This is a genomic window from Caballeronia glebae (assembly GCF_001545035.1).
Taxonomy (GTDB): Bacteria; Pseudomonadota; Gammaproteobacteria; order Burkholderiales; family Burkholderiaceae; genus Caballeronia; species Caballeronia glebae.
Map to the genome: position 1 here is coordinate 55,847 of NZ_FCOJ02000038.1, position 19,478 is coordinate 75,324.

Sequence of the window (19,478 nt, forward strand, 5' to 3'; positions counted from 1 at the left end):
GCCACAGACCACGCCTCTAGAATGCGGCCGGAAGCATGTCGTGACCGAATTTGTCAAATCCGCACACATATTAGGCGTCCGAAGATTGCTCAGACATTCTTCACACAGTAAATTGACTGAGTTCGTAATCCGCTCGTCGGCGTCGGTTCAGGCCCATTGCCGCCGACCCGCTTCGAACGGTTTCGAAGCCTGTTTCTCGTACAGGCCAACCGGCCTGACTTTTTTGTATGGAGCATTACATGCAACACCGCACGTCCCGTTTCGTCCGCTTGATCACGGCCACCGCCGCTGCGAGCGTAGCCTTGCTGGCCATTCCCGCTGCCCAGGCGCAGCAATCCTCGGCCTCAGCTCAGCCTTCCAGCGCCGTTCAGGCCGTGGGCGATGCGGTCGTCGTGAACATGGTCGCGAAGATCAGCAAGATCGATCTTCAAAAAGCAACCGTCGAAATGAAAGGCCAAAACGGCAAGACCGCGACGATCGTTGTCGATCCGACCATTGCTGACATCAGCAAGCTGAAGGTGGGCGACGAAGTTCACATGCAATACCGCGCCGAGCTGCTGATGTCCGCCGACAAGGTCGATCCGAAAGACACGCACACGCGCGTGAGGGCGGACCAGGTTTCGCCCGCATCCGGCGGCGTGGTGGTGAAAACGACCGGCGTGCAGATCGTGGCAACGATCCAGAAGATCGACCTCGCGACGCGCGAAGTAACGCTCTCGGGTCCGAATCGCATCGCCACGCTGAAGGCTTCGCCGGATGTCCAGCTCGACAAGCTCAAGGTCGGCGACAACGTCATGGCAACTTATGTCGCCGCCACGGCGATCGAAGTGACCCGCAACGGCAAGGTCGTGAAGTAAGTCACGCGGCTTGATGGCTGGGTGTCGAGGAGAATCCGTGTTGAACGGCCTAACTCGGCACCCAGCCCTATTGGATCGCTGTCATCGCCTTCATGCGCCTCACGTGGTCATTTCAGCAAACTTAATACGTGGTCCGCTTCATTAGTGCGCCGCGGCCGTATAACGACTCCCTCCGACGCCTCCAGTTTCGCTTTCAAAAATAAGTGCTCCGGCATTTGCGTCACGCTAATACATTGATGTTCAGGAAGATGAAAGAAAATTCATTGACCGCAATTCCCGCGTTGTAAAACCGGCTGATGAAGGCCGACTAAAAAGAGAAGGCAAATAATGCGAATTTTTGTAAAACTGACGCTTATTGCTGCAGTTGCGAGCGCATTAAGCTCTGTCGGAGCTAGTGTCGTAGCGGCAGAAAAAGTGGCAGCGCAGAAACCGGACGCCCGCGCGATGGATGCGCTCGTCAAGATGAGCGCTTACATGCAAACCGTAAAACAGTTTGTTGTCGATGTCGATTCAACGACAGATCAGATCATGGTGGACGGCGCAACGACGCAACTGGTTCAGTCGTCGCACGACACGAAGCTGACCGTGCGTCGTCCCGACCATCTCAAGGCCGATATTTCCAGCAGCGCGTCCGATTCCAGTCGCCATGTATTCTTCGACGGCAAGCACTTCACGCTAATTACGGAACCGCGTAATTTTTATGCGACGGTCGACGCACCGGCGACCATAAAAGACCTGATGAGCGACCTTGAAACCAAGTATGGAATCGATTTGCCGCTCAGCGATATTTTCACGTTGGGTGCGAATCCGGAAGACATGAAACGTGTGATCTCCGCCGCGTATATTGGCGATGAGGTTCTGAACGGCGATACCTGCTCGCATTATGCCTATCACGAAAGCGCCGTTGACTGGCAGCTCTGGATCAAGAAAGGCGATCAGCCGCTTCCGTGCAAATTGAATATCGTGACGTTGGCGGAAAAGGAGCGGCCGCAATATACAGCCGTTTATCGATGGAATATCAATCCTGAAATCGACCAGAAAACATTTGAGTTTTCGGCTCCGAAAAATGCCCGTCAAATCGAGTTTGTGCAAGTCAACGGCGCCCACTAGGGTTCAAGTGCAGAGATCATCATGAACGCGAAGAAATTGTCGACGAAGGTAATCGTGGCGCTGTTAGCTGTCGGAATCGCTTCAGCAGCGAGCGCCTTTGAGTTTCGTGGGGGCGCTCGCACGTCCGTGAACGGTGGTAACTGGCGCGGCGGGGCCAACCAGGCGAACGTCGCGGCCCGGCAAAGCGCCTATCAGGCGAATGTCGAGACCCGGCAATCCAACCGTACTGAACGTGAAGGCAATCGCCAGAATGGCGTTCAGCAAGTGAGTTCCAATCGGAACAATACAGCGCAGAACATCAGCAATAACCGTACTAATGTTGTGAACAACTACAACAACAATAATCACGGTTGTTGTTACAACAACGGAGGCTGGTACGACGATCACCCGGTCGCGACAGCCGCCGCCGTAACCGCAACGGTAGTCGCGACGGCTGCCATAGTGGGGTCCATCGTCCACACGCTGCCGCCCAGTTGCGCCCCGGTTATGGTAAATGGCGCAACGTACCAGCAGTGCGGCTCGACATGGTATCAGCCGCAGTACTACGGTACGTCCGTGCAATACGTGGTGGTAAATGCACCGTAAGCCGGGCCTGAATCATTTCAGTCGCTCTGTTCTTTAGCAATTGACCACGTTCGCGCCGCGCACATTTTTAGCGCGGCGCGCCGGTTTCGATTGCATGCGCGAACTGACGCAGCACCGCACCCGAGGCGTCGGTGACGGCCCAGAACGTCATGCCGTCGTGATTCCAGCGCGCGAGCGCGTAGCCATCGTCGGATTGCGTGACGACCGGAGCGAACTCTTTGTCGCTGGCATCGCTCTTCACGTCGCCCTTGCGCTCCGGAAACACGTACACGTCAATCGGATGTTTCAGGTAGCGATACACGACGACCGCCACCGGCCGATGATCGATGTAATCCAGCCGTCCGCCGACGAGCGCGAAGCCCGGTCCCGCCGGATCGATCACTGGCGGCGCATAGTCTATACGGCCGTTGAACCACGGCTTCACCGTGTGCTTGTCGCTGGATAACACGTCGATCGGACGATCCGACATCAGCGCGCGCACGTGGCTCGACACGATCTCCTGCGCGATCGGCGAACCCGTCGATACCGACGAGACGAGCGGCAGCGCCTGGAACCATAGCATCGTGCCGAGCACGAGCGCGCTGAGCGTCGCGCCCGCGAACGCGCCGCCAAAGAACGGCCACGGCGCCGCAAACGGATTGCGCGAACCGCGCTTCGCTGGACGCGCCGGCTCGCGCCTGCGCGCCTCCTCTTCGGCCTGAGCCCGCACGCGCGCCAGCACCTGTGCGCGCAGATGCACCGGCGCGCGCTGATACAGCGAACCATCGGTGAGCCTCGTATCGAGCGAGGCGGTGTCGTTATTTTCCATTTCCCGACTCCTCTGTATGACCCGGTCCCGCGCGGCGCACGAGACGCACGCTCGGCTTGTCCTGCCCGCCCTGCGCTGCGCGCACCGCCCCCGCCAGCATCTTGCGGCCGCGCGCGAGCCGCGACATCACCGTGCCGATCGGCACGCCGGTCACGGATGCGACTTCCTTGTAGCTCATGTCTTCCAGCTCACGTAACACCAGCACCTCGCGAAAGGCGATCGGCAGCGCCTCCAGCGCGCGATGCACCAGATGGATTTCGTCGCGGCGCACGGCAAGCGTCTCCGGGTCGGCCGCGCCTTCCTCCGACCAGCCCGGCAAGGCTTCGTCGCCGCCCAGTTCCTCGTCGTAGGGCGTCGCGTCCGCGAGTTGCACGCGCCGCCGCCATTCCGTGAACCAGGTATTGCGCACGATCGCGAGCAACCACGCACGCGCGTTCGCCTCCTCGCCGCCCTCGAATCCGCCGAAGAAGCGGAACGCGCGCAGATACGCTTCCTGCACGACATCGTCGGCGTCGTTCGCGCTGCCCGACAGCCAGCGCGCGAGGTTGTACGCGGCGTCCAGATGCGGCATCACCGTCGCCTCGAAGCGCGCGTGCGCCGCCTCGGCATCCGCCTGGCCGCGGCGCCCGGACTTGTCTTCTTTCGACCTGCTTGGCCACATCGCGCGGGTCTCCTTTAGACAACCACGTTCGGAAAACTTCGTTCGGGCGCGGCCGGCATCGCTTTTCCGCACCTTCCTCTCCGTTACTCCTCACCCGGGCGCTTTATTCCCGTTTGCAGCATCGACTCAAAAAAATATAGCGGGAATATCCCGGCGCATTCGCCGGTTCGATGAACGGATGCCAACGCGATCCCGCTCGCCGCAGCGGACATCGCCGGCCTCGCGCCCACGCATCGAGCCGCCGTGGGCGCGACTTCACCGATTCGAACGACAAGAAACGCGGCCGCCATCATCAAAGGAACCATCATGAAACCCGACCCGAGCGCACTTGCGCCCACGCAGGAACGCGACGAACTCGACGAGCACGGCAAGCGCCGCCGCACCGCACTTTCGTGCATGGCCTGGGCCGGCGCCGGCGTCATCTGGACCGTGAGCGGCGGCGTGCCCGTTTCCCGCCTGATCTCGTCGGCGGAGGCCGCCGAGAAAACCAGTTCGTTCAGTTTCGTGCAGATCAGCGACAGTCACATCGGCTTCAACAAGGACCCGAACACCGAGCCGACGAGCACGCTCGAAGAAGCCATCAACCGCGTGAGCGCGATGGACAAACGCCCCGCCTTCATGATCCACACGGGCGACATCACGCATATGTCGAAGCCCGCGCAGTTCGATACGGCGACGCAGATCATCAACCGTGCCGGCATGGACGTGCATTACGTGCCGGGCGAGCACGACGTGCTGGTCGAAGACGGCAATCCGTTCTTCGATCTCTTCTCCGGGCAGTATGGCCAAGGCAGCAACCGCCACTGGTACAGCTTCGATCAGGGCGGCGTGCACTTCATCGGCCTGACCAACGTGATCGATCTGAAGGGCGGCGGCCTCGGCTTTCTCGGCGATGCCCAACTCGCGTGGCTCAAGGCCGATCTGCAGGCCAAATCGAGCAGCACGCCGATCGTCGTGTTCGCGCATATTCCGCTGTGGGCGCTGTATCCGCAATGGGGCTGGGGCACCGACGACAGCGCGCAGGCCCTCGCGCTCCTGAAACGCTTCGGCTCGGTGACGGTGTTGAACGGCCACGTGCATCAGGTGGCGCAGAAAGTGGAGGGAGAGATGCGCTTTTATTCGGCGAGGTCGACCGCGTTTCCGCAGCCCGCGCCCGGCGCGCCGTCGGGTCCCGGTCCGATGAAAGTGCCGGCGGAACAGTTGCGCACGATGCTCGGCCTGCGTGAAGTCACGCATATCGCGGGACGCGGGCAGCTTGCCATCACCGATACATCGCTCGCGGGAGTGCAGTCATGATGGCATCGACGATCGCGAATTACGTTTCGCCCGCCAATCTGCGCCCGCTCGCCGCGAAGTTTCTACGCAAGGCCGCCTTCGCGCTCGTCGTGAAGGGCGTGATCAGCGCCGCGATTCCCTCGGCCTGCGCCGAGCAGCCCGCGCAACAGGTCGCGGTGGCGAACGCGCCGACCATCTCCATCGACAACTTCGCGTTCAGCCAGTCGGCGATCACGGTGCCGGCCGGCACGAAAGTGACGTGGGTGAATCACGACGACATGCTGCACACCGTCACCGATGAAGCAAAGACCTTCAAGTCCGATCCGCTCGATAGCGGCGAGAGCTTCTCGCATGTGTTCGACAAGGCGGGCACGTACAAGTATTTCTGTTCGCTGCATCCGCACATGACGGGCACGATCGTCGTGCAATGAGCTTCGCCCGGCGAGGCGCGGGCGGCTGTGCCGTTAGCCGCGCGCCTTCGCAATCGCGGCGAGATTGCCCTCGCCGAAGCCGTGATGCCCGCGCCGCTCGACGATCTCGAAGAACATGTCGCCGGGCTTGCGTTCGACGAAGGTTTGCAGGAAAAGCTGCGGCGTGCCGTCGGGGAGAATCTCGCCGTCGACGAGAATGCCGCGCGTGCGCAATTTATCGATATCGAGGCCGTGGCCCGCCAGACGCTCGTCGATCTCGTCGTAATAGCGCGGCGGCGGCTGCAGGAAGCGCACGCCGCGCGCCATCAACGCATCGACGGAAGCGAAGATATCCGCCGACGCCAGCGCGATATGCTGCACGCCCTCGCCTTCGTGACCGGGCAGATATTGCTGCATCAGGTCCGTGCGATACGTGCCTTCCTCGTACACCGGAATGCGGATCGAGCCGCACGGCGAGAGCGTGACGGCGGAATCCTGCGACACATGCCAGTCCGGATGCACCTGATGAATCTCCGAGAAGTGCAGCACTTCGCGGTAAAAATCGAGCCATTCCTGGATACGGCCCGCGCCGACCGTCTGCGTGAAGTGGTCCACTTCGAGCAGGCCCGTGCCGGCGGCGTGGGCGAGCGCCCCTGAAATCGGACGAAAGTCGATGTCGTATATCGACGCTTCGCTGCCGCTGCCCTTGCCCGGCCAGTGATCGACGAAATAAATATGCGAGTCGCCGATGCCCTGAATCGCCGGAATCGCGAGTTCGTTCGGGCCGATTTTCTCGCCCTCGAAATCCCACGCCCCGTATTCGAGCGCGCGCTCATGGGCGACCTGCGCATCGAGCACGCGAATGCCGATCGCGGCGATGCCGACGCCATGCGATTCCGCGAAACGCGACGCGAACGAATCCGGCTCCGCGTTCAGCAGAAAATTCATGCTGCCCTGGCTAAAGAGCGTCACGGCCTTGCTGATATGCCGCGCAACCGGCACGAAGCCGAGCGTCTCGAACAGTCGGGAAAGTCCCTCGGGATCGGGGCTGGAAAACTCGACGAACTCCAGCCCCGCGATGCCGAGCGGATTGTCGCCGAGGTTCGAATCGGGCGTCGCGCGGGCGGAGGAAGAGGAGTCGGGCTGGGTCATCGGCAATACCTCGAAAATGTACGATCTGGTTCACGGACGCAAAACTAACACGTCCGGCCGCCTTCGTGCGACCCGCGGCTTCGTCGAAATGGCCGCCATGGATTCGCCTAGAGTAGCGGCAGCGGGATCGCCGTGTCAAAACCGGGCCGCCCGACGCGTCCCGGCCGATCGTAGCATTCAGGCGGCGAGACGCTGGGCGCTCATCGACGGGCGCTTCGCTTGCGGCGGAAACACGTTCCAGGTGCCGTCGTCATGGCGAAAGAAGATGATCGCGAGCGGGCCGCCCGGATGCTGCGCTTCGATGCAGACATAGCGCGCGCCGGTGATATGCGAACGGCACAGGCGCACGACGCGTGCCGGACGCGCGGGCGTCGGGGCGAGCCATTTGTCGACGGCCCAGTGCAGCGAGTTTTCGGTGGTTTGCATGATGGTCTCCTCGGAATCGATCGGCAAGACGTGCGGTTCAGGCTGCGAGCGCCGCGTTCATGCGGCGGCGGCGTTCGGCGGCGACATAGGCGCGGAAAAGTCCCGCTACGGCTCTGACGGCCGCGCGCGGATGGACGAAGCACGCTTGCACCTGACGGCTGCGGGCGCGGCCGTCGAGGCACCACGTAACGAAGTGTTCGCAGTTGTTGGTCAGCAGGTGATACTGGTCTTCGCCGAGACGGCTGCGGGCGCGGCGCACCGCTTCCATGCCGACGAACTTCGCGGCCGGATTCTGGCGGATCGTGACGTCATGGCCGGCGGCGAACTGCTCGACCGAGACTTCCTCGACCGGACCGCGATGCAGCGACTTCGCGAAACCGGCGTAGTGGATGACCATGCCGTTGCCGGCGTAGATGCCGTGGTGTTCGTAGCCCGAGCGGCGCGTAACGAGTTCGGTGCCGAGCGCAGGTTCGTCGTCGAGCGAGAAGCCGCTCGCGGCGGCTTGCTGGTCGATCAGTCCGATTTGTTGGTTGGTTGACATGGCTGGCTCCGATTTTTCTTCGCTTGGCGTCAGGTGTTTGTTTGACGCCGGGTTGCCTAGCCATTTGCATCTTCCTTGCCAGCCTTTATAAGTTATTGATTTATATCGATTTACGGTAAATCGCGAGCGGTTATCAACGGCGTTGTGTTTTTGCTCGGCCAACAGTTTCTAGCGGTGTTTGTTGGATCGGCTGCACCAGAATCCGCGTCGCCCGTGTCTTGTCCGCAGGTATGAGACGCGCGCCGCGTGTGTTGGATATGCGGCGCGTCGCCAACATCGCTTGTTGGCGGCAATCCAACGAATGCGGTTCCGGACAATTCCCGCCGCAATCGTGCCGATGCCGCCAGAACGCCGCCCGATCAGCCACGCGAAGAAAAGCGCCGCGATCACGCGCGCGTCGGCACGGCCCTTGCATTTGATCCGTGCGTCCTGCTCACAGGCCATCACGGAGAAACGACATGCGCGCCCTCACCGTCAGCGATCTCGAATACGACCGCGAACTGGATCACGTGGCCATGTCGGCCATCAGCGGCGGAGGCGGTGCGCCGTGGGTGTTCGGCTGGATCACGCCGTTCGTGGAGCGTTCGTCGGGCGGCGCGGCCGGCGGCGGCGTGGTGAACCTGATCGATGTCACCAACAACGTCTACGAAGTCACCAACAACATCACCAACATCACGGTCGGCCAGATGGTCAATCAGTTTCAGAACGTCGCGGTCAGCAATACGGGCAACGGCGCGACGCTTACCGTCAGTCCGACTTCAGTGGCGGGGAATCGCGCGGGCTGAGCGGTGCACATCAAGATTCGCTTCGCGCGCGCGTTGGGTCACAATGAGCGGGACCGTCCGCCATGCCCGTCCGACGCCGCGCCACCCAGGATTCCGGAGGTTGCCATGACCTTCAACACCGAGTTCCGATGGACTTCCGCCGCCCGCACCGACACGGGCTGCGTCCGGCAGATCAACGAAGACGCGCTGCTCGATGCGCCCGAGCGTGGACTGTGGGCCGTCGCCGACGGCATGGGCGGCCACGCGGTCGGCGATCTGGCGAGCAGGATGGTGATCGAGAGCCTCGCGAAGGTGTCGGCGGCGAACGACCTTGCGGGCGTCATCGCCGATGCGCGCACGCGTCTACTCGATGTGAACGACAAGTTGCGCGCGGAGGCGGCGCGGCGACAGGTGTCGCGCATCGGTAGCACGGTGGTGGTGCTCGCGGCGCGCGATGGCGCGTGCGGCTATGTGTGGGCAGGCGACAGCCGCATCTATCTGTTGAGGCAGGGACGGCTCGTGCAACTCACGCGCGATCACAGCCATGTCGAGGAGCTGAAGGCGCGCGGGCAACTGACGGCGGAAGAGGCGCTGCATCATCCGGCGCAGCATCTGATCACGCGCGCGGTCGGCGCGCTCGATGTGCTCGAACTCGACGAGAACACGCTCACCCTGAACGACGGCGATACCTTCCTGCTATGCAGCGACGGGTTATCGAATGAAGTCAGCGAGGCGGAGATGATCAGCGAACTCGCGCCGGGCAATTGCGATGCGGCGGCGCAAAGGCTGCTGGAGATCGCGCTCGCGCGTGGCGGGCGCGACAATATTTCGGTAGTCGTCGCGCACGCGGTGGATTTGATGGCGACGGACAAAACGCAGGTGAATCCGTCTATCTAGAGGCGGTTCAGCCGCCCGCCTCCTTGTTCTTCTGCGCCGCCGCCCGAAACTCCTTCGAGTGCAGCCCGTGCTTCTTTAGAAGCATCTGCAGATGCGACCGGTTCATCTCATAGCGTCTTGCAAGCTCGGCCACGGTCCCGCCTGTTTCCTGCAAACCCCGTTCGAGAAACGCGCGCTCCGCTTCGTCGCTCGCGACACGCTTCGCTTCCGCGAGCGAACTCGCCGTCGCGATGCCGTTGCCGCTTGCAGCCGGCCCGCCCATCGCCAGCGAGAGCGATGACTTCGGCCGTATATCGACCGGCAGATGATCAATGTCGGCCATATCGCCCGCGAGACACGCGAGCCGATACACCACGTTCCTCAACTCGCGAATGTTCCCGGGATAGTCATAGTTGCGCAGAAAATCGCGCAGCCGCGGCGATAACTTCACCGGCCGGCGCTTCAAAGTCGCCGCCGCCTCGTCGCCGAAATAGGCGAGCAGCAGCGCGATTTCATCGCGCCGTTCGCGCAATGCGGGAAGCGTCAGGTGAATCACGCTCAGCCGATAAAACAGATCCTCGCGAAAGCGCCCTTCGTCGCAGAACTTGCGCAAGTTGCGATTGGTCGCCGCGACGATGCGCGTGTCCACCGCGATCTGCTCATCCGAACCCACGCGCTGAATTTCGTGCGCCTCCAGCACGCGCAACAGCTTCACCTGCCCCGACAAAGGCAGTTCGCCGATCTCATCGAGAAAGATCGTGCCTGTATGCGCGCTTTCGAATTTGCCCTTGCGGTCGTTGCTCGCGCCCGTGAACGAGCCCTTGCGATGCCCAAATAGTTCGGACTCCAGCAGATTGTCGGGAATCGCGCCGCAGTTCACCGAGATATACGGCTTGTCCGCGCGCGAGCCGTTCGCGTGAATGACCTTCGCCATCAGCTCCTTGCCCGTGCCGCTTTCGCCGTCGATCAGGACGGGTAAGTCCGTCGGCGCCGCTTTTTCCGCGATTTCCAGCGCTTCCAGCAGCTTCGGGTTATCGCCGAATGTGCCTTCGAACACGAAGCTTCGTTCGATCAGCGCTTGCCGCCGCGCGCCCGCCGGCAGATCGCGCTTCGGCTCCGCGGCGGCCGCCTGAACGAAACGCTCCTTGTGCGACAGTTGCATGACTTCGTCGCGCAGCGTGCTCGCCTGCCGCAACAGCTTTTCGATTTCGGGCCGTTCGAGACGCGAAGTCCATCGCAGCGTCGAGCGCAGAATCTCGATCTTCTCGATGAGCCCCGCATACGAGATCGCCGATGACGCTGGCGCGCTGGTGTCGCTTTCCGGTTGATCGAGTATTTTCATGCTGCGCTCAGTTGCTTTTGCACGAGTTGGTAATACATGCCCTTTCTCGCGACGAGTTCGTCATGCCTGCCCTGCTCGACGATGCCGCCTTCGTACAGCACGAGAATCTTGTCGGCGCGCATGATCGTCGAAAGGCGGTGCGCGATGATGACCGCGGTGCGCCCTTTCAATATCTCCTGCATGTTGCCGAGAATATTGCTTTCCGATTGCGTATCGAGCGCGGACGTCGCCTCGTCGAATACGAGCAGACGCGGATCGTGATACAGCGCCCGCGCGATGCATAGCCGTTGAATCTGTCCGCCCGAAAGCCCCACGCCGCGCTCGCCCACCACTTGCTCGTAACCGAGCGGCATCTTCGCGATGAACGCGTGCGCGTCGGCCATCTTCGCCACTTCTTCGATACGCCTTCGGTCCGGTGCTTCATCGCCGCTCGCGATGTTCTCCGCGATCGTCCCCGAGAACAGCAGATTGCTCTGCATCACATAGCCGATCTGCGCGCGAAAGAAGCCCTTGTCGACGACGTTGATATCGTAACCATCGACGGTCATCTTGCCTTCGGTCGGCGCATAGAACCCGACGAGCAGTTTCGCGAGCGTCGTCTTGCCCGAGCCGCTGCGCCCGACGATCGCGATCAGTTCGCCCGGCTTGATATCGAAGCTGATGTTCTCCAGCACGTAAGGCGCGTCGCCTTCGCCATAACGAAAATACACGCCATTGAAACTGATATCGCCCTGCAAGTCGGGCAGCATGACGCGCTGCTGCATGTCTTCGGGCTTTTGCTCGGGCTCGATGTCGAGCACGTCGCCCAGACGCTCCATCGCGACGCCCGCATCGTTCAGGAGGCTCCACAAGTTGATGAGACCCATCAGCGGCGCGAGCACGCTGCCCATGTAGGCATTGAACGCGATCAACTGGCCGATGGTCAGTTCGCGCGCGAGCACGAGATTCGCGCCGACCCATAACACGCCGATGGTCGTCGCGGCATTGAGCAACTGGCTGCACAAGCCCACCACGATATTGAAACGCTGCGACTTGTATTGCACTTCGAGCGACTTCGCGTACTTCTTTTCCCATTTGAGACGCACCGGGCGCTCGATGCCCATGCCCTTCACCGTCTCCACGCCGCCGAGCGCTTCCATCAGATACGAACGCGCGTCCGTTCCGGCGGAAAAGGTTTCGCGCGCGTTCTGCTTGATGCGCGGCGTCGCGACGACCGTGAGCACCATCATTGGGATCACGAACGCGATAAGCAACAACGTGAGCTTCACGTTGTAGAGAAACATGATCGTGAAGTAGATGAAGATCATCAGCAGGTTGAGCACGGTCGAAACCGTCGATTCCGTGAGGAACGCGCGAATCGTGTGATTCTCCTGAAAGCGCGCGAACACATCGCCGGTCTTGCGTTTCGCAAAGAAACCGAACGGCAGCGAGAACGTGTGCCTGAAGAACTGCGACATCATCGCGAAGTCCATGTTGCGGACCATGAAGTTCGCGAGGTAGGCGCGTATCGTCGTCATGAGCTGCGTGAACAGACTCGCGATGATCAGCCCCGCGATCAGCACGTGCAGCAAGTTCACGTTCTGATGCACGATCACGCCGTCGAGAATGTTCTGGATGATGAGCGGCGGTATCACGCCCAGCACCTGAATGACGAAGGTCGCGAGAAACAGATGCAGCAGGATCTTCTTGTACGGCTTCAGATAGCCGACGAAACGCAGCCACGGCGAGCGCGATACGGCCTTCTGCGTGAGGTCCTGCCCCGGCGTGAAAAGCAGGCATGTGCCGCTCCAGCCGCGCTCGAACTCGCCGACGGTCATCTTCCTGAAGCCGATGGCCGGGTCCGCGACCCACACGTTCTCGCTCGATACCCCGTAGACGATGATGTAGTGATAGCCCTCCCAGTGCGCGATGAACGGCATCTCGAAGCCGCGCAACGATTCGAACGTGCACTGCACGCCGCGCGTCGTGAAGCCGAGCGACTCGCCCGCGCGCGCCAGCGAATCGAGCGTCGCGCCGGAGGTCGTGACGTTGGCCAGTTCGCGCAGCTTGCCGAGCGTCATGTTAATGCCATAGTGCCGGCAGATCATCGCGAGACAGGCCGCGCCGCAATCCATCTCCTCGGCCTGCTCGATCCACGCGAAGCGCTTGATGACGCGTTCGCCCAGTTCGGGCTTCGTGTGCAGATCGAGCATCGCGGGCAGCCTGCGGCGCTCGGTGATCTTCTTCTGCCGCTGCAATTCGCGCTCGGTAAAACGGATGCGCTCTTCGAGCACTTCGCGCAGCTTCACGTTGCGCTCGATGATGAAATGCACCGTCTTCTCGGGGATCACGAGCAGACGCGTATCGGTGCTCGCGATGGCCGAGGCCATCTGCTCCTGACGCATCACGCACGCCTTCTCGCCGAAAATCTCGCCGGGGCCGAGCGTCGCGAGCACATGCCGCTCGCCACCCTCCTCGCGCACGATACGCACCTCGCCCTGGCGCACGACATACAGACGCCGGTCGTCGCGCGACTCTTGCTTGAGAATCTCCTTGCCCTCGGCGACACGCTTCACGCCGACACTGCGCACACACTCTTCGAGTTCGGCCTTGTTGAGCTTGCCGCGCAGATCGAAGAGCTTCGCGACGAAACCGCCCGCCGAGTTGATCGCGACATAGCTCGTGACGAACGCGAGCGCGGCGGGATTCTTCGCGATGACGAGTTCGATCGCCGTGCGCGGAATGAACAGCAACTCGGTCTTGCCGGAGGAGCGCACCGACGACTCATGGCGGTAGTCGCGCAGCATCGCGATATCCGCGAAAGTCTCGCGCTCCTTCTTCACCCCCATGCTGATTTCCTTGCCGTGCTCTTCGGTGAAGATGCGCACGGACCCTGCTTTCACGATATAGAGTCCGTCGGCCGCCTCGCCCGCGTTGCACACGGTCTCGCCGAAGCCAAAGCGCCGCGACCCCGTTTGCGCCGCCAGTTGCTCGATTTCATCGCGCGTGAACGGCGAAAGAATCTCGACCGACGAGAGAAAGTCGGCGGGCGAATCAAGGCTCGATGGAGCGTCCATGTTGTATCGCGTTCCCCGTCGGTCAGCGTGCTTCGATGACGTGCTCCTGCGCGCGCGTCAGCATCCAGTCTTCGCGCAGCAGGCGGCGGATTTCCGCGGACACGTCTTCGTCGAGCTTCGCGGGATACTTCGCCGTCACCGCGAAGATTTCATACGATGCGCCATCCGCCGATACGAACGGTCCGAGCAGATCGCCGACTTCCGCGTTGAAGACCTTCGCCTCGACGTCCGGCTTCATCTGTCCGCGCATCACGCGTCCGATCACGCCGCCCGCGTCGCGCGTGTCGGCGAGCGAGTGCTCGCGCGCCATGTCCGCGAAGCTGTCGGGATCGTCGTTGAGATACGAAATCATTTCTTTTGCGCTGCCTTCGGTATCGAGCAGGATATGACTGACTTCGATGCTGTCGAACTTCGGCGAGTTGAGCTGGAAGTACTCTTCGACCTCGCGCTCCGTGCCCACCTTGTCGAGCATCTTTTCCTGATAGAGCGTGTCGGTGATGAAAACCTCGAACTCGTCGAGGCTCACATGCAGCGCATCGAGATAGTTGTTCATATCCGCCGCGCGATGCAGGCCGCGAATGCGGCGGAACTGATCGGCGCGATTCTGGATTTCATCGTCGCTTACGGCGACGCCGGACTTCTTCGCCGCGCGCACGGTGAGCTTGTCGCGCACGAGCTGCTCGATGAGACTGTCGAACTGACCATTCAACTTCAATAACCTGATGAATTCGCCGACGTCGACCACTTCGTCGTCGATACGCACAATCGCCGTCATATCGTTCTCCGTTCGGTTCCGTGTTGAATTGCGCATCATGTTCGCGTTGCGGCGCCGGTGTAACCCCCCATCTTTATCCCGCTACATTGCGGAACGGATCGAGCCCGAGATCGATCAGTCGCCGCTCGCGCACGACGATTTCAGCGCTCGCCGTCATGCCGTATCGCAACGGATACTTCGTGTCCGCGATCTGATAGAAATCGCGATCGAGCGTCACGCGTCCTTCGTAGACGGGTTGCTTGGTCGTCGGACTCGGTTTTGTCGCGGGCGAGATGAACGCGAGCGTGCCCTCGATCACGCCATAGCGCTGATAAGGAAACGCGTTGAACTTGAGCTTCACGCGCTGTCCTTCGCGCAGGAACGCGCGGTCGTGCTCGGCAATCTCGATCTTCAGCACCGGCTTTGCATTGGCCGGCGCGATGCCGCCGAGCGGCGTGTTCGCCTGAATCTTGTCGCCGGGCTGCGTCGAGGTCACGTCGGTGACGACGCCCGACACCGGCGAGAGAATCAGCAGGAAATTGTCCTTGTCGATGTTCTCGAACTTGATGCGCGCGGCCGCATCCGCGACGAGGCGCGCGGTCTGTAGTTGCAGACGCAACTTGTCTTCGGTGCTCGCGACTTCGCGCATCGCGGCCTCGTATTGCAGCCGCAGACTCGTCGCTTCCTGACCGCTCGTTTCAAGCTGGCGCTTGGCCTGCGTGAAATCGTGGCTCAGGCGGAAGTCGAGCTCCGCGAGCTTCGATTGCTCCACGCGATACGCGCCATCCGCTTCGAGATAGGCATTGCGCTTCGCATCGACCTGCGCTTCGGCCACGCCGCCCCCGCCCGGCAGCGCGAGCAGACGCTGAAAGCGGTCGAAGTCCACCTTCGCGGCATCGCGGGCACGGCGTGCGTTTTCCAGCGTGCTGCGCGCTTCCTGCAACTGCGCCTTCTGACCTTCCGCGAGCTTGCTCGTGCCTTCGGAGACGCGCTGCTGATGCTGATGCTCTTCCACATCCATCTGATCCTTGAGCGCGGCGATCTTGCGCTCCATCAGCAGCTTCTTCTCGGGGAACTGCTTCCATTCGCGCTCGGCATCGTCGAGTTTCAGTTGCGCTTCGAGCGCATTGGTCGCCGCCTCGATCGCGCCGCGCGCGTTCAGCCGCGCGACGACGTCGTCTTTGCGCACGGGCTGCCCTTCCGCGATATAGAGATCGGCGAGCTCACCGTCGATCGGCGCGTAGAAGCGCCGCACTTCCGATTCGGGCGCGAGCGTGCCTTGCGCCGTCACCATCACGTCCGCGTGGCCGAAGAACGACCACACGAGCGCCGACGCGACGAGCGCCACCATCGCGAAGACGAGGCTCTGCGTGAGCCGCGCGGGCTCGGCCGTGAGGATCGCGATGCCCTCGGCGCCGTGCTCGCCGAGCGCCTCCGAAAACGGCTTAAGGTGTGCGTCTCTCTTCACTGCTCGTGCCTCCGCTGATCAAACTCAGCTTCGTATTGAGAAGCCCCGGTTCCAGCACCATGCGCAGATCCTGCAGCGAACGCCGCTGCAAATCCGCCTCGGTGTCGATCTCGTTGGCGAGCGCGGCCCACTTCGCCGTCGCGCTCTCCGCCTTCACTTGCCTGAAGATACGGATGCCGCGCGTGGCCGAATCCTGCGCGTCCGACAAGAGCCGCGCCTGCGTCCTGAACACATCCGATACGCCCGATTCGAGCCGCTGCGACCCGCCGATGCCGCCATTGGTCCGATACTGCTGCCAGGACGTTTGCGCCTGCGTCATCAACGTCTGCGCGCGTGCCGTCGCCCTGTCCTTCAGCGCCGTGAATTCGGGCGCGACCGCTTTTGCATAGAACGTGTCGGCATCGAGATCGAGCGTTTCGTAGAACGACAGCAGCGCGTCTTCGTAGCCCTTCGAGCCGCGCGCCTTTTGCAGATCGGCGAATTGCGCGGCCACGGCTTTCTTGTGCGCAAGTTCCTTCTGCACGGTCGGCGACCACGAGCCTTGCGGCAGCTTTTGCAGACCGTCGAGCGTCTGCGCGCTCTGGCCGCGATTCCACGCATCGGCGAGCGTCGCGTATTGCGCGAGCACGTCGGGCGGCGGCAACTGGCTCGCGCTCATCTGCCTGAATTTTTCCTGGAACGGCGGCGTCGAGAACTTGGCGTGGCTCAGGGAACCCGCGAGCGGCGCGAGGCTCGCACCGTTGAGGCTGCGGCGCAAGCCTGCGTAGACATCGAGATCCGCGCGCACGCGATCGAGCCCCGCGAGGCGGGGATACTTGTCCGCATATTCCTTCAGCGCCGCCCCAATCGCATCGGGATCGTCCTGGCCGAGGCTCTTCACAATGCTCGCGTCGAGCCGGTCGATGGCCGCGAGATACACGGAGTCGTCGCTCTGCAGCTTGCGCAGATGACTCAGCGCGAGCGCATAGGGATCGCGGAACTCGGGCACATAGCCCGCGATGCGGTCCAGATCGCGCTGATGCCCCGCCGCATCCGCTTCCCAGTGCTTCAGGATCGCGCCGATGCGCGGCTCGTCGCCGTACATGCGGATGGGCGCCTCGGCGCCGCCACGGGTCATCACGAAGCTCTCCAGCTTGCCGATCCATTCGAGTTCGTCGACGAGCGAATGCACGTCCGAGTTGTGCTCGCCGAGCGCTCTCATCTGCGCGATGATCGCGTCCGCGTTCGCGAAATCGCCCTTCTTCAACGCAACGAGCCAGCGCGGCACGTTCGACCTGAGCACGGCTTCCGTGTTCATCGGCGTGAACTGCGCGTCTTTCGGATGCGACTTCAGATACTCGTTCGTGACGCTGGCGGCCTGCGCGTACTCGCCCTCCGCCATCAGCGATTTCGCCTCGCGCTCGCGCAAGCCGCTGTAGAAGAGCGCCGCTCCGCCCGCCACGAGCGCCGCCAGCACGCACGCGACCATGATGCGCGTGCGGCGTGCCGCGCGCCGGTCGTCGCTCGCGAGCACGCGACGCAGTTCCGACACGAAGAGCGCGAACTTGCTGCGCTTCGTGGTGCGCGCAACCGGGCGCTTCTCTTCGACGGGCTTTGGCTGCGCCTCTTCGTTGACTTCGTCTTCGCGCGCGGCGGCCTGATCGACGCAAAAGATGTCGAGAAACGAATGCGCCGAGCCGACGAAGGTCGTCTTGTCGCCGTCGAGTTCGTCGTCGTGTGCGGGCGCGGCGGCTTGCGCGACCATTTCCGTGAGCGTCGATTCGCTTTCGTCGCCGTGCAGATGCACCGCGTAGGCGAAGTGCGTGCCGCCGAACGCGACGATATCGCCGTTCTTGAGCTCGACCGCCGACGCGCCCAGCCGCTCGCCGTTCACGAACGTGCCGTTGGTGCTGCCGAGATCCTCGACGAACGGCGCGCCGCCCTTGATGAACACATGCGCGTGCCGCCGCGACACGTAATTGACCTGATGCGGATAGTGCTCGCGATAGCGCGAAAACGTCTCGTCGGACTTGCTGACGAGAAATGGAAACTGCGCGAGTTCGATCGGATGAAGACCGAGGTCGTCGCGCTGCGGCGTGAGCGTGATGCCGACTTGCTTCGGCACGTCCAGACGCCGCGCGCGCGGCGCGAGTTGCACGCGATAGGAAAGCCGGCTGCCGAACGAAATGACGTCGCCGCTGCGCACGCGCGCGGGCGTCTCGCGCACGGGCGTGCCGTTCACGGCCGTGCCGTTCTTGCTGGCGAGATCGGCGATATAGACGAACCCGTGCTCGATAAAAATGCGTGCATGGCGGCGCGAAAGCTGCGCCACGGCTTCGGGCGGACTCGTGTCGAATGGCGCTTCCGCACGGCCGATCGCAAAGAGATTTTCGTCGATACGAATTTCCGTCAGCCGATCCGCCAGTTCGCGCGCGAGCCCGGCATGCGGCTCGGGCTTCAGGACGACGTCGAACGCCTCGCCCACGCTCGGCTGCGGTTCCGCGACGGAAAAGCCTTGAGCCATGTCCATGTCACGAGGTGCGTCCAGCCGCTGCCGCCGACGCGCCAGAGGAATGCCCGAAAACGTCGGGCGCATGGACTGGTTGAACCGCGCCGTAATCGCAGTCATTCGCAAGCGGCGGCTGTTGAGAGTTTAAGTCACGCATCGTCGTAGTCAATCGTGCTGCACTGGCGCATCACGCCATAGATCAGCGATTTGGCACGATCGTTAGTAATTCATATTATTAATTTCGAAACGATTATTCATGGAGTGCTTCACTTCAACCCGTCCTTGCTCGCGCTTTGCACGTCGACCGTCGGCCAGCCGCCGCCGAGCGCCTTATAAAGCGTCACGGTGTCGGACAAAATCTGCTGATGGTTCGCGAGCAGCGCGAGTTGCGCCGCGAGCAGCGTGCGCTCCGTCTCGAACACTTCGAGTTGCGAAATCACGCCTTCTTTCAGCTGTGCGTCGATCTGCGCGGCGACCACCGTCAACTGATCCACTTCCTGCTGCAACTCAACGCGCTGCTTCGTATGCGAATCGAGATTGACGAGCGCGTTCTCCACTTCCTCGAACGCGTTCATCACCGTGCTGCGATATTGCTGTTCGGCCACCGTCGTTTGCGCTTCGGTCGTCTTCACGTGGGCGCGCACGGACGGATCGAGAATCGGGATATTGATGCTTGGCACGAAGCTCAGCGTGAACACCTTCAAGAGATCGGTCAACTGGAAGCTCGCCGTGCCGCCGCGCCCGGTCAGGTTGATGGTCGGCAGTTGCGCGAGCTTCGCCTGGCCGACAAGGTCATACGCTTCGAGCACGCGATACTCGGCCGCGATCAGATCGGGGCGGCGCGCGAGCAACTGCGACGGCAAACCGCCCGGCACCGGCGGGATCTGCACGCGCTTTTGCAGCTT

18 protein-coding genes are annotated in these 19,478 nt (G+C 62.2%); 7 read left to right on the forward strand and 11 right to left on the reverse strand.

The genetic code is table 11. The features are described 5' to 3' along the window. Positions 1–239 precede the first annotated feature (239 nt). The 3 genes from AWB82_RS23645 (at position 240) to AWB82_RS23655 (ending at position 2,552) form a co-directional block, all read left to right on the forward strand. The gene (locus tag AWB82_RS23645) at positions 240–857 is read left to right on the forward strand and encodes a hypothetical protein (protein WP_086971531.1); all 618 of its coding nucleotides are present in this window, start codon (positions 240–242) and stop codon (positions 855–857) included. Between the two features lie 327 nt (positions 858–1,184). Then, positions 1,185–1,967, forward strand: coding sequence for a DUF2092 domain-containing protein (locus tag AWB82_RS23650; RefSeq protein ID WP_235023413.1), 783 nt, complete (start codon positions 1,185–1,187; stop codon positions 1,965–1,967). A 21-nt stretch (positions 1,968–1,988) separates the two neighbouring features. After that, positions 1,989–2,552: a hypothetical protein gene (locus AWB82_RS23655; RefSeq protein ID WP_086971535.1), complete on the forward strand. Its 564-nt coding sequence runs from the start codon at positions 1,989–1,991 to the stop codon at positions 2,550–2,552. 67 nt (positions 2,553–2,619) lie between these two features. On the opposite strand, the gene AWB82_RS23660 is transcribed toward AWB82_RS23655, so the two are convergent. Both AWB82_RS23660 and AWB82_RS23665 read right to left on the reverse strand, forming a co-directional pair. Further along, positions 2,620–3,360 (reverse strand): anti-sigma factor family protein, encoded by a 741-nt coding sequence (locus AWB82_RS23660; protein ID WP_086971538.1) that lies wholly within the window; start codon positions 3,358–3,360, stop codon positions 2,620–2,622. Next, complete coding sequence (locus tag AWB82_RS23665) at positions 3,350–4,021, reverse strand: RNA polymerase sigma factor (protein ID WP_086971540.1); 672 nt, start codon at positions 4,019–4,021, stop codon at positions 3,350–3,352. The genes AWB82_RS23660 and AWB82_RS23665 overlap by 11 nt, the downstream gene beginning before the upstream one ends. Positions 4,022–4,327: 306 nt before the next feature. On the opposite strand from AWB82_RS23665, the gene AWB82_RS23675 reads away from it, so the two are divergent. Continuing rightward, a complete protein-coding gene (locus tag AWB82_RS23675; protein ID WP_086971544.1) occupies positions 4,328–5,317 on the forward strand; it encodes a metallophosphoesterase family protein in 990 nt (329 codons plus the stop codon). Continuing rightward, positions 5,314–5,727 (forward strand): cupredoxin domain-containing protein, encoded by a 414-nt coding sequence (locus AWB82_RS23680; RefSeq protein WP_086971546.1) that lies wholly within the window; start codon positions 5,314–5,316, stop codon positions 5,725–5,727. The genes AWB82_RS23675 and AWB82_RS23680 overlap by 4 nt, the downstream gene beginning before the upstream one ends. Before the next feature lie 33 nt (positions 5,728–5,760). Here AWB82_RS23680 and AWB82_RS23685 read toward each other — a convergent pair whose 3' ends face one another. From AWB82_RS23685 to AWB82_RS23695, 3 genes are all read right to left on the reverse strand, one after another. Then, positions 5,761–6,858: a 4-hydroxyphenylpyruvate dioxygenase family protein gene (locus AWB82_RS23685; protein ID WP_086971548.1), complete on the reverse strand. Its 1,098-nt coding sequence runs from the start codon at positions 6,856–6,858 to the stop codon at positions 5,761–5,763. A gap of 177 nt (positions 6,859–7,035) precedes the next feature. Then, positions 7,036–7,284 (reverse strand): hypothetical protein, encoded by a 249-nt coding sequence (locus tag AWB82_RS23690; RefSeq protein WP_086971550.1) that lies wholly within the window; start codon positions 7,282–7,284, stop codon positions 7,036–7,038. A 37-nt stretch (positions 7,285–7,321) separates the two neighbouring features. Continuing rightward, the gene (locus AWB82_RS23695; protein WP_086971551.1) at positions 7,322–7,825 is read right to left on the reverse strand and encodes a lecithin retinol acyltransferase family protein; all 504 of its coding nucleotides are present in this window, start codon (positions 7,823–7,825) and stop codon (positions 7,322–7,324) included. Between the two features lie 458 nt (positions 7,826–8,283). Between AWB82_RS23695 and AWB82_RS23700 the strand changes: the two genes are divergently transcribed. Then, on the forward strand, positions 8,284–8,610 hold the full coding sequence (locus AWB82_RS23700) for a hypothetical protein (protein ID WP_086971553.1): 327 nt from the start codon (positions 8,284–8,286) through the stop codon (positions 8,608–8,610). 105 nt (positions 8,611–8,715) lie between these two features. Beyond that, the gene (locus tag AWB82_RS23705) at positions 8,716–9,486 is read left to right on the forward strand and encodes a PP2C family protein-serine/threonine phosphatase (protein WP_086971555.1); all 771 of its coding nucleotides are present in this window, start codon (positions 8,716–8,718) and stop codon (positions 9,484–9,486) included. Between the two features lie 7 nt (positions 9,487–9,493). Here the strand turns inward: AWB82_RS23705 and AWB82_RS23710 are convergent, their stop codons facing one another. The 6 genes from AWB82_RS23710 to AWB82_RS23735 all read right to left on the reverse strand — a co-directional run. Beyond that, positions 9,494–10,807: a sigma-54 interaction domain-containing protein gene (locus AWB82_RS23710; RefSeq protein WP_086971556.1), complete on the reverse strand. Its 1,314-nt coding sequence runs from the start codon at positions 10,805–10,807 to the stop codon at positions 9,494–9,496. Next, positions 10,804–13,863 (reverse strand): peptidase domain-containing ABC transporter, encoded by a 3,060-nt coding sequence (locus AWB82_RS23715; protein WP_086971558.1) that lies wholly within the window; start codon positions 13,861–13,863, stop codon positions 10,804–10,806. The genes AWB82_RS23710 and AWB82_RS23715 overlap by 4 nt, the downstream gene beginning before the upstream one ends. 22 nt (positions 13,864–13,885) lie before the next feature. Continuing rightward, a complete protein-coding gene (locus AWB82_RS23720) occupies positions 13,886–14,638 on the reverse strand; it encodes a peptidylprolyl isomerase (protein WP_086971560.1) in 753 nt (250 codons plus the stop codon). Positions 14,639–14,711: 73 nt separating this feature from the next. Then, positions 14,712–16,085 carry an HlyD family efflux transporter periplasmic adaptor subunit gene (locus tag AWB82_RS23725; RefSeq protein WP_086971562.1) on the reverse strand — a complete coding sequence of 458 codons (1,374 nt, stop codon included), beginning with the start codon at positions 16,083–16,085 and terminating at the stop codon, positions 14,712–14,714. After that, on the reverse strand, positions 16,063–18,588 hold the full coding sequence (locus tag AWB82_RS23730; RefSeq protein ID WP_086971574.1) for an FHA domain-containing protein: 2,526 nt from the start codon (positions 18,586–18,588) through the stop codon (positions 16,063–16,065). The genes AWB82_RS23725 and AWB82_RS23730 overlap by 23 nt, the downstream gene beginning before the upstream one ends. Positions 18,589–18,839: 251 nt before the next feature. Next, positions 18,840–19,478 (reverse strand): TolC family protein (locus AWB82_RS23735; protein WP_159462620.1); only part of this gene is annotated, 639 nt, incomplete at its 5' end.

Bases quoted from the DNA above. Each gene is read 5' to 3' on its own strand.
- AWB82_RS23650 (WP_235023413.1), top strand. From the start codon at position 1,185: ATGCGAATTTTTGTAAAACTGACGCTTATTGCTGCAGTTGCGAGCGCA.
- AWB82_RS23700 (WP_086971553.1), top strand. From the start codon at position 8,284: ATGCGCGCCCTCACCGTCAGCGATCTCGAATACGACCGCGAACTGGAT.
- AWB82_RS23685 (WP_086971548.1), bottom strand. From the start codon at position 6,858: ATGACCCAGCCCGACTCCTCTTCCTCCGCCCGCGCGACGCCCGATTCG.
- AWB82_RS23645 (WP_086971531.1), top strand. From the start codon at position 240: ATGCAACACCGCACGTCCCGTTTCGTCCGCTTGATCACGGCCACCGCC.
- AWB82_RS23720 (WP_086971560.1), bottom strand. From the start codon at position 14,638: ATGACGGCGATTGTGCGTATCGACGACGAAGTGGTCGACGTCGGCGAA.
- AWB82_RS23730 (WP_086971574.1), bottom strand. From the start codon at position 18,588: ATGGCTCAAGGCTTTTCCGTCGCGGAACCGCAGCCGAGCGTGGGCGAG.
- AWB82_RS23690 (WP_086971550.1), bottom strand. From the start codon at position 7,284: ATGCAAACCACCGAAAACTCGCTGCACTGGGCCGTCGACAAATGGCTC.
- AWB82_RS23660 (WP_086971538.1), bottom strand. From the start codon at position 3,360: ATGGAAAATAACGACACCGCCTCGCTCGATACGAGGCTCACCGATGGT.
- AWB82_RS23715 (WP_086971558.1), bottom strand. From the start codon at position 13,863: ATGGACGCTCCATCGAGCCTTGATTCGCCCGCCGACTTTCTCTCGTCG.
- AWB82_RS23655 (WP_086971535.1), top strand. From the start codon at position 1,989: ATGAACGCGAAGAAATTGTCGACGAAGGTAATCGTGGCGCTGTTAGCT.
- AWB82_RS23675 (WP_086971544.1), top strand. From the start codon at position 4,328: ATGAAACCCGACCCGAGCGCACTTGCGCCCACGCAGGAACGCGACGAA.
- AWB82_RS23665 (WP_086971540.1), bottom strand. From the start codon at position 4,021: ATGTGGCCAAGCAGGTCGAAAGAAGACAAGTCCGGGCGCCGCGGCCAG.
- AWB82_RS23710 (WP_086971556.1), bottom strand. From the start codon at position 10,807: ATGAAAATACTCGATCAACCGGAAAGCGACACCAGCGCGCCAGCGTCA.
- AWB82_RS23705 (WP_086971555.1), top strand. From the start codon at position 8,716: ATGACCTTCAACACCGAGTTCCGATGGACTTCCGCCGCCCGCACCGAC.
- AWB82_RS23695 (WP_086971551.1), bottom strand. From the start codon at position 7,825: ATGTCAACCAACCAACAAATCGGACTGATCGACCAGCAAGCCGCCGCG.
- AWB82_RS23680 (WP_086971546.1), top strand. From the start codon at position 5,314: ATGATGGCATCGACGATCGCGAATTACGTTTCGCCCGCCAATCTGCGC.